Raw genomic sequence first — 9,391 nt, forward strand, 5'->3', positions numbered from 1 at the left:
CCACGTGGAGGGCGAGTATATTGGCCGGATCAAGGGATTCCTGTTCGTGCCGGACGGTGCGGCGGAAGGGGCGGAAGCCCGCGCCCTGAAAGCAGCCGCGATGTCGGCTGTGGCCACCGAAATCGGCGCGCGCGCCAAGGCGGTCTCCGCCTCCGCCGATACCGCCCTGAAGCTTACCCGCGACGGTCAGATCATCTGGAACCATGCGGCCGTGGGCCGTCTGGAGCACGGCAGCACGCTGCTGAAGCCCAGGGCTTCCGTCATCGCCGGCGACCAGCTGTCGGGCAGCGACCGCGAAGAAGTGCAGGCAAGACTGCAGAAATTCACCGACCGCCACATCGCCGCCACGCTGGAGGCGCTCGTCAAGCTTGAGGAGGGAGAGGGTCTCGAGGGCATCTCGCGCGGCATTGCTTTCCGGCTGGTCGAGACGCTGGGCGTTCTCCCGCGCGACACGGTTGCAGAAGAGGTCAAGGCCCTGAGCCAGGAAGACCGCGCCAAGCTGCGGACCCTGGGCGCACGCTTCGGCGCCTTCAACCTTTACGTGCCGGCCCTGCTGAAGCCTGCCCCGACAGAGCTCCGGCTGCTGCTCTGGGCGCTGAACCTGCAGAAGGAAGGAAAGCTCGAGACCGCCGCCCTGCCCCAGCCGCCGGGCCAGGGCCTCACCTCGGCGAATTTCGACCGCTCCACGCCCAAGGGCTTCTACGGCGTCTGCGGCTACCGCATCTGCGGCTCGCGCGTCGTGCGCATCGACATGCTGGAGAGGCTGGCCGATCTGATCCGCGATCGCGTGTTCTGGCGTCCGCGCTTCCCCGAGGAGCAGCGCCCTGCGGGCTCCGTGGAAGGTGGCGGCTTCACCGTGGTACCTGACATGATGTCGCTGGTCGGCTGCTCAGGCGAGGACTTCCTCGGCATTCTCCGCAGCCTCGATTACCGGATGCAGAAAAAGAAGGTGAAGCGCCCTGCCGTGGCCGCGGCACCGGCCGCAGCAGAGCAGGCGCAGGAAGACACGCCGCAGGCGGAGCCCGCTTCTCCGCCGCCTGAGGCGTCTCCAGCCGAGGCAGCATCACCGGCGGAACCGCCTCCCGCCCTTCCGCAGCCAGTCGAGGCGTCAGAGGCAACCGAAGCACCTGCCGCAGAGGCCGCGGCAGCGCCGGACCAGCCCGCCGCACCAACACCGGACGCCGTGCCGGTTGAAGCCGGGCCAGCCATGGAAGAGGTCGAGGTCGAGATTTGGTGGCCCAAGGACACCGGCCCGTTCCGCCACCGGCCGGAGCGCCAGCGGGACCAGAACAGGCAGCCCCAGCACCGCCGTGATGCCGCCCCCAAGGCGGCCGAACCGGGCGAGAAGCCAGAGGGCGAGCGCCACGAGGCACGCCCGCCCCGCCGTGGCAGGGGTGGCCCGCGCCGGGAGGAACGCCCCGGGGCCGCCGAGGGCCGCCCAGAACGCCAAGAACGTCAGGAGCGCCCGGAACGTCAGGAGCGTCATGAGCGCAAGCCCCGCCGGGAGGAGCGCAAGCCGGTCTTCGAGGAGCGCAAGCCCAGGCCAGAAAAGCCTGTGGACCCCGATTCGCCCTTCGCCGTGCTGGGCGCCCTCAAGGCCAAGCTTGCCGGAAAATAGGGACAGCGCGGGACGCCAGCGCCTCGACAAATGGCTCTGGATCGCCCGCGTGGTCAGGACCAGGGAGGCTGCGGCAGAACTGGTCGAATCCGGCCATGTCCGCCTCAACGGCCAGAAGACGTTGAAGTCCGGCCATGGTGTGAAGGCGGGCGATGTTCTGACCCTCGTCCTTCACACCCGCGTCAGGGTTCTGCGCATCCTTGAACTGGGCGAGCGGCGTGGACCGGCCGAAGAGGCGCGCTGCCTCTACAGCGAGGCCTCCATGTCCAGTCTCGAAGGCAAAACGCCGTAAAAAGAGATGCAAGGCCCGCGGGACTTTGCTAGATAACCGTTCGGTTTAAAGAACGGCTGAGCCTATGACCTATATCGTCACCGACAATTGCATCAAGTGCAAGTACATGGATTGCGTGGAAGTTTGCCCCGTGGACTGTTTCTACGAGGGCGAGAACATGCTGGTGATCCACCCGGATGAGTGCATCGACTGTGGCGTCTGCGAGCCCGAATGCCCGGCCGACGCCATCAAGCCTGACACCGAACCGGGCCTTGAGGCCTGGCTCAAGCTCAATACCGAGTATGCCAGCCAGTGGCCGAACATCACCACCAAGAAGGAAGCTCCGGCCAACGCCAAGGAGTTCGACGGGGTGGAGGGCAAGCTCGAGAAGTACTTCTCCCCCAATCCGGGCGAGGGTGACTGATCTCCGGCGGCTTCTGGCCCGCCCCATGCTTTTCCTGCAAGCCGGGCATGCGGCAGGACAGGGGCGTTAACCTTTTTCCTCAAGTTTCCTCCGTGTGCGGCCCAAGAATCCGCCGTACACGGACATCACGGGCTTTAAAAAAGCTTAAACTTGTGGTATTTAGACCACGATGAGTATGTAAACCGAACAGTCAAGACAGGATCCGGGCGGCAACGCTCGGGTTTTTTTCACGCGAACGCCGGAACCCACGGCAAGCGAACGGGGCCCGAGGGCGCCCTTCCGGTGGGTGGATGCGGACGCCGGTTACAGGAACTCGGACGAAGAGGCACATTGCGCGCGGCCACCGTGCGCATGCCGGTCCGCCTGTTGCTTCATGCGAAGCACATACGTCAAGAGTGATAAGGGCAAAGGGCGAAGGACAGACATGACCAAGACCAAGACCAAGACCGTGACGAAGCCCGCAGCCAAGGCCAAGGAGGCCCCGAAGAAGGTGTCCAAGCCGGTTGCCGCCGCCAAGGCGAAGCCTGCTGCCGCCAAGCCGAAGGCCACGACCCCGGCGGCGAAGACCGCCGCTGCGAAGCCGGCAGCGCCCAAGCCCGCAGCCCCCAAGGCCGAAGCTCCCAAGCCTGCAGCCCCGAAGGCCGCAGCTCCCAAGGCCGCAGCACCCAAGGCTACAGCACCAAAGGCTGCTGCCGCGCCGAAGCCCGCGCCTGCAAAGCCCGCCGCCGCGCCTGCGGCTCCGAAGGCCGCCGCCCCCCAGCCTGCCCCGGCGGCGCCGAAGGCGTCCCCCGCCGGCACGGTGGTGAGCACGCCCGCGGCCAAGAAGCTGGTTTTCAAGGTCAATGAGCTGGTGGTCTACCCCGCCCATGGCGTTGGAAAGATCAGCCAGATCGAGGAACAGGAGATCGCCGGCTCCCGTCTCGAACTCTACATCGTCGAGTTCGAGAAGGAGAAGCTGCGCCTCAAGGTGCCGACCAGCCGTGCCGAGCAGAAGGGCATGCGCCGCCTGTCCGACAAGGGCCAGATCGAATCCGCCCTGAAAGTCCTGAAGGGCCGCGCCCGCATCAAGCGCACCATGTGGTCGCGCCGCGCCCAGGAATATGACGCGAAAATCAACTCCGGCGACATCATGGCCGTGGCGGAGGTCGTTCGCGACCTCTACCGCTCCGAGCGCCAGCCCGAGCAGTCCTACTCCGAGCGTCAGCTGTTCGAGCAGGCCCTCGACCGGATGGCCCGCGAAATCGCCGCCGTCAAGAAGATCGACGACGACCAGGCGGTGAAGGAGCTGGAAGACTATCTCACCAAGAACGCCAAGCGCGCGACCTCCACCGAGAAAACCGAGGAAGACGCACCCGCCGAAGAAGCGGCATAATCCTCCTCTTGAGACGTCACCTTCAGGGGCCCGGCTTCAAACGCCGGGCTCTTTCGTTACCAGCCTCTCCCTTCCCAAATCGGGCACAAGAAGCTAAAAGGCTTTCCGGACGGGTCCCGTAGCTCAGCTGGATAGAGCATCAGTTTCCTAAACTGAGGGTCACAGGTTCGAATCCTGTCGGGGCCGCCATTCAGAAACTGGCTGACGCCATATTCTCCATTACCAAGCAGTGACCGGGGACGGCGCCATCGCCGCGGGCGGTCAACGCCCACCGTCATGCCAGCGAAAGCTGGCATCCCGCTTTCATTGCCGCACATGCTGACAGAAGAGCTTTCGCTGGGGTGACGGCACGGTTGGCCGACCCATCGGCATCGCTGGTCACTTCTGCGCCGGTTCCAACACGGCACACGGACCGGCCCCTCACCCGGTGGCGCATCAACTCCGGCAAAGCGCTTGACAGGCCGTCTGGCTGAGAATATCAATTCAAAACGAGAATATTCTTGCAAACTTGGCCAGCCAGGCCACGAAAGAGCAGGCCCGAATGGGTGAAACCAGCACAGCATTTGACCTCGTCATCATCGGGGCGGGAATCAACGGTCTCGGCATCGCGCGGGATGCCGCGCGCCGCGGCCTTCATGTCATGGTGGTGGAGCAGGATGATATCTGCAGCGGTGTTTCCGCCTGGTCCGGACGCCTGGCACATGGCGGCCTGCGCTACCTTGAGCACCGGGACTTCGCCCTGGTGCGCGAATCGCTGCGCGAGCGGGAACGCATGATCCAGATGGCGCCGCATCTGGTGAAGCCGCTGCGCCTTTTGATGCCGCTCTATGCCCATAACCGGCGGCCAGCCTGGCTGATCCGCCTCGGCATGATCCTTTACGACATTCTCTCGTTCGACAAGCGCACCGGCGGCCATGAGATGCTGAACACGGAGGCCACACGCCGCCGTTTTCCCGGCATCGCGCCACAGGGTCTTGGCGGGGCCGCCGTCTTCACCGAAGGCCAGGTCGAATATGCCGAACGCCTCTGCGTCGAACTCGCGGTCGCTGCCGCGGCGGATGGCGCCGTGATCCGCACAAAGGCCCGGGTGGAAGAACCGGCGCTCGAAAATGGCCGCGTCGCTGGCGTGCGGTACCGCAACCTCGCCACGGACAGGCTGGAAGAGGCGCGGGCACCCGTCGTGCTCAATGTCGCCGGGCCGTGGATCGACCGGATCTTCCGGCGCGGCGCTCCGCCCCAGCCGCGGCTGAACGGCGGCACCAAGGGCAGCCACCTGATTGTCGATCCCTTTCCGGGCGCGCCGAAGGATGTCGTCTATTACGAATCGAAGACCGATGGCCGCCTCGTGCTCGTCATTCCATGGATGGGCCGTTACATGATCGGCACCACCGACATCCGCTTCGACGGCGATCCGGACGAGGCACGCTGCAGCACCGCCGAGATGGATTATCTGCTCGGCGAGGTGAACCAGCTCATCCCGCAAGCAGGGCTGACACCAGAGCACGTGCTCTACACCTTCTCCGGCGTCAGGCCTTTGCCCTACGCGCCGGGCGTGGTTGAGGCCAAGATCCCGCGCAGCCACGTGCTGCATGATCACTCACCGGGCCTTCCCGGACTGGTGAGTGTGGTGGGCGGCAAGCTCACCACCTTCCGCCAGCTCGCCGAGGAAGCGGTGGACGATGTGTTCAGGCGCCTTGGCCGCAAGAGCCCGCCCTGCTCCACGGCCAGGCTTCCCGTGCCTGGCGCCGTCTTCGATGCGGAGGCACTTCGCCGCCATCTTCTCGAGGGCGGGCTGGGAGAGAAGACCATCGCCCGCCTCATGGGGCTTTACGGCGCTCGCGCCCGTGACATTCTCGCCGAAGCCAGGGGCGATGCGGCCATGCTGCGCGTCATCCACAAGGACACGGGCGCCATCGGTGCGGAAATGGTGTTCGCCATGCGCCATGAGTTTGCGGCAAGCCTTGCCGATGTCATGGCGCGCCGCGTGCTGCTGGCCTTCGCGCCCGGCCACGGTCTCGAATCGCTCAGCGCCATCGCCGATCTTCTTGCAAGCACCTTCAACTGGGATGCCGCGCGCCGCGCCGCGGAGATCCGGGATTACGAGAATTGGCTCTCGCACCTCGCCGTGCCCGGGCGGCAAGGCATCGGCGGCGTTGCGCGCGAGGAGCGGGCAAGCGCATGAGCAGGCAATATGTCATGGCGCTCGACGAGGGCTCGACCTCTGCACGTGCCGTGCTGGTCGACATGCAGGGCCGCATCGTCTCAGAGGCGCGCAACCCGGTCATTCCAAACTTTCCGCACACCGGCTGGGTGGAGCTCGATCCGGTGGCCATCTGGCAGGCGCAGCGCGCCAGCATGGAAGCGGCCATGGCGAAGCTCGGCGCCACGAGCGATGACATCGCCGCCATCGGGGTGACCACGCACCGCGAGACCTGCCTGATCTGGGACCGCAAGACAGGTGAGCCCGTCCACCCCGCCATCATGTGGATGTCGAAGCAGACGGACGCCATCGTCGCGCGATGGAAGGCGGAAGGCCTCGACCAGCTGGTGCGGGAGCGCACCGGCCTCTTCAACGACTCCTTCTTCAGCGCTGCAAAGCTCGCCTGGATTCTCGAGAACGTGCCTGGCGTGCGCGCGCGCGCCGAAAGGGGAGAACTCGCCGCGGGCACGGTCGACAGCTGGCTGGTCTGGAACCTCACCGGCGGCCGCACCCATGCGACCGATCACAGTGAGGCCTCGCGCACAGCACTCTTCGCGCTCGACCGCCTCGCCTGGGACGCTGAGATCTGCAAGGCCTGCGGCATTCCGCTGGCACTCCTTCCGCCCGCTGAGCCCTCCTCCAGCGCCTTTGGGGAGATGAGCCCCGGCGAAACCGGCGTGCCGGGCCGGGCCGCCGTGCCGATCACCGCCATCATGGCCGATCAGCAGTCCGGCATGTTCGGCCAGGCCTGCTTCGAGCCGGGCTCGGTCAAGAACACCTACGGCACGGCCGGCGTTCTCACCGCCAATACGGGTGCGGCACCGCAGGTGCTCCCGGGGCTCACCGCCAGTGTGGGCTGGACCGCCGAAGGCCGCACCGACTACGAGGCCGAGGGTGTGGTCTTCCACAGTGGACAGACCATGCAGTGGCTGCGTGAAAGGCTGGGCGCGCTCACCGAAGGCGAGGATATCGAAGCCGTTGCCCGCCAGGTTCCCGATAATGGCGGCGTCTATATCGTTCCGGCCTTCGCCGGCATCTGCGCGCCCCATTGGGTGCGTGATGCGAAGGCCGGCATTGTGGGCCTCACCCTCGAAACGGGCCGCGCCCATGTGGTGCGCGCCGGGCTCGAGGCCATGGCCTACCAGACGCGTGACAATGTCGAGGCGCTGAAGACGGGTGGCCTTCCCATTCCCGAACTGAAAGTGGACGGCGGGGCCACGCGCAACAATCTGCTCTGCCAGTTCCAGGCCGATATTCTCGGCATTCCGGTGCGCCGCCCCGTTGAACTCGAGCGAACAGCACTGGGTGTTGCGCACATGGCCGGCATGGGTGTGGGCCAGTGGCGCAAGAGCGACCTTGCTGACCGCTGGCAGGTCGACCGCGTGTTCGAACCCAGCATGTCAGCAGACCAGCGGGAGGCCCTCTGTGCGGGCTGGGATGCAGCCGTTGAAACCATCACAGGAAAGCCAGCGCGCTAGACCATGACACAGCTTTCCGATCCAACCGATCTTGACGGCCTGCGCCAGGCGCTGAAGCCGCTCGATCCCGAAGGCCGCCTCAAACCGCTGGGCCTCAAGCGCGTGGTGATTTCCGGGACTGCGCATCTCGAGGTTGCCGCCGCACTGCGCGAAGCACTGGGAAGGCCCTCTTCCGCCTCCGTCGTCATCCTCACTGACAAGACGCCCATCCTGCGCGCGGGTGAGCGGCTCTCGGCGCTGGTTGCCAGCCAGTTGGCCGATGGCTTCTCCGCCCGCCTCGCCTGCCTCGATGACGGCCACGACAATCTCCATGCGGACGAGACGGTGCTCGCCATGGCAGCCGAGAAGGCGAAGGGAGCCGACGCCATCGTCACCATCGGTTCAGGCACCATGACGGACATCGGCAAGATTGCGGCTGATCGCAACGGCGGAATTCCGCACGTGGCAGTGCAGACCGCAGCCTCGGTCGATGGCTTCACCGACAATGTCTCGGTGATCCTGCGCAACGGCGTCAAGCGTACGGTGCCGTCACGCTGGCCCACCATCGTGCTGGCGGATGTGGTGACGATCGGCACCGCACCGCTCAAGCTCAACACCGCGGGCTTCGGAGAGGCAATCTCGCTCTTCACCGCGCCTGCCGATTGGTATCTCTCCTCGCTTCTCGGGCTCGACAGCACCTTCCATCCGGCTGCACTTGCCATGCTGCAGGCGGCAGCGGCAGAGCCGCCGGGCTGGTCCTCCGGATTGGCGACGGGCGAGCCCGCCTCGATCCGCGAGCTCACGAGGCTCCTGGCGGTTCGCGGCATCGTCTCAGGCGTCGCGGACACGACCGCCTGCCTGTCCGGCGTCGAGCACGTGATCAGCCACATGCTGGATCTTCACCACGCCGCGCACCATGAGGCGATTGGACTTCACGGCGCACAGGTCGGCGTGGCGAGCCTGATTGCCGCAAAGCTCTGGCGCCGCGCGATCGAGACGGATCTGATCCGGCCGGGTCTTCTCAACAAGCCGGACATCGCCAAGATCGAAGCACGCATCGAGAAGGCCTTCAGCCATCTGGGCCCTGGCATCGTCGAGGAATGCCAGCAGGATGCAAGGGCCAAGCACGCCAAAGTTATCGCCAACTGGGACCGCTTCGTCAGCGTTACCGGCGATTGGCAGCGCCACGCCGCCGCATTCGGCAAGCTCGTGCTTCCGGCGGAAGCCCTGCGGTCCGCGCTCAGCTCATCGGGCGGGCCGTCGGCATTCCAGAAACTGGATCCGGTGATACCGCCCGGGCTCGCGCGGTGGGCAACCGCCAACTGCTTTCTCATGCGCAACCGGTTCAACCTCGTGGACCTGCTGGACATGATGGGCCTGTGGACAGACGAGCTTATCGACTGGGCTCTCAGTGATGTGATGGAGGCAACGTGACAAAGGATCTCGTCATCGGCATCGACTGCTCCACGACCGCGGCGAAGGCGGTGGTTTGGGATGCCAGCGGCCGCGCCGTGGCGGTGGGCCGCCGCGGCTATGGCCTCAATCATGTGCGCTCGGGCTGGGTGGAGCAGCACGCACCGGACTGGTGGGCGGCCACCTCCGAAGCCTTGGCTGAAGCCGTGGCGAAGGTGGGCGCAGACCGCATCGCAGGGATCGGCATCACCCACCAGCGCGAAACCTTCGTCTGCCTCGATGCCGCCGAACAGCCGATCCGCCCCGCCATCACCTGGATGGATGTGCGCGCGACCGAGGAGGTCAACAGCTTCGGCTCACCCGAGGTGCACCGCATCACCGGCAAGCCACCCAATCCCACGCCCGCCTGGTACAAGCTGCTGTGGCTCAAGACGCATGAGCCGGAGACCATCGCCCGCACCGCCCATGTGGTGGATGTGGCAGGCTATCTCGTGCACAAGCTCACCGGTGAATGGGCCACCTCCTGGTCCTGCGCGGACCCGCTCGGCCTGGTTGATCTCGAGCGTTTCGATTATGATGACGGTCTCCTCGAGATGGCGGGGCTGTCGCGCGCCAAGGTCAGCAGGCTGCTGCCGC

7 protein-coding genes, 1 tRNA gene and 1 pseudogene are annotated in these 9,391 nt (G+C 66.0%); all 9 read left to right on the plus strand.

What is annotated here, in order from left to right:
* A pseudogene (locus tag ACILRA_RS14615) lies at positions 1-1,618 on the plus strand (helicase); the annotation flags it as partial.
* Positions 1,605-1,910: an RNA-binding S4 domain-containing protein gene (locus tag ACILRA_RS14620; protein WP_395662823.1), complete on the plus strand. Its 306-nt coding sequence runs from the start codon at positions 1,605-1,607 to the stop codon at positions 1,908-1,910. The pseudogene ACILRA_RS14615 and the gene ACILRA_RS14620, both read left to right, overlap by 14 nt.
* Positions 1,911-1,974: 64 nt before the next feature.
* A complete protein-coding gene (gene fdxA, locus ACILRA_RS14625; protein ID WP_395662824.1) occupies positions 1,975-2,313 on the plus strand; it encodes a ferredoxin FdxA in 339 nt (112 codons plus the stop codon).
* Between the two features lie 424 nt (positions 2,314-2,737).
* The gene (locus ACILRA_RS14630; RefSeq protein WP_395662825.1) at positions 2,738-3,685 is read left to right on the plus strand and encodes a CarD family transcriptional regulator; all 948 of its coding nucleotides are present in this window, start codon (positions 2,738-2,740) and stop codon (positions 3,683-3,685) included.
* Positions 3,686-3,797: 112 nt separating this feature from the next.
* A tRNA-Arg gene (locus tag ACILRA_RS14635) sits at positions 3,798-3,874 on the plus strand.
* A 352-nt stretch (positions 3,875-4,226) separates the two neighbouring features.
* Positions 4,227-5,867, plus strand: coding sequence for an FAD-dependent oxidoreductase (locus ACILRA_RS14640; protein ID WP_395662826.1), 1,641 nt, complete (start codon positions 4,227-4,229; stop codon positions 5,865-5,867).
* Positions 5,864-7,363: an FGGY family carbohydrate kinase gene (locus tag ACILRA_RS14645; protein WP_395662827.1), complete on the plus strand. Its 1,500-nt coding sequence runs from the start codon at positions 5,864-5,866 to the stop codon at positions 7,361-7,363. The genes ACILRA_RS14640 and ACILRA_RS14645 overlap by 4 nt, the downstream gene beginning before the upstream one ends.
* A 3-nt stretch (positions 7,364-7,366) precedes the next feature.
* The gene (locus tag ACILRA_RS14650; protein WP_395662828.1) at positions 7,367-8,776 is read left to right on the plus strand and encodes an iron-containing alcohol dehydrogenase; all 1,410 of its coding nucleotides are present in this window, start codon (positions 7,367-7,369) and stop codon (positions 8,774-8,776) included.
* Positions 8,773-9,391: FGGY-family carbohydrate kinase (locus ACILRA_RS14655; protein WP_395662829.1), on the plus strand; the 619-nt coding region annotated here is incomplete at its 3' end. The genes ACILRA_RS14650 and ACILRA_RS14655, both read left to right, overlap by 4 nt.

Source organism: Aestuariivirga sp., from assembly GCF_044239095.1.
Classification (GTDB): Bacteria; Pseudomonadota; Alphaproteobacteria; order Rhizobiales; family Aestuariivirgaceae; genus Aestuariivirga.

What these genes read in the sequence shown, in the direction of transcription:
- fdxA (WP_395662824.1), top strand. Translation starts at nt 1,975, where the DNA reads ATGACCTATATCGTCACCGACAATTGCATCAAGTGCAAGTACATGGAT.
- ACILRA_RS14630 (WP_395662825.1), top strand. Translation starts at nt 2,738, where the DNA reads ATGACCAAGACCAAGACCAAGACCGTGACGAAGCCCGCAGCCAAGGCC.
- ACILRA_RS14640 (WP_395662826.1), top strand. Translation starts at nt 4,227, where the DNA reads ATGGGTGAAACCAGCACAGCATTTGACCTCGTCATCATCGGGGCGGGA.
- ACILRA_RS14645 (WP_395662827.1), top strand. Translation starts at nt 5,864, where the DNA reads ATGAGCAGGCAATATGTCATGGCGCTCGACGAGGGCTCGACCTCTGCA.
- ACILRA_RS14650 (WP_395662828.1), top strand. Translation starts at nt 7,367, where the DNA reads ATGACACAGCTTTCCGATCCAACCGATCTTGACGGCCTGCGCCAGGCG.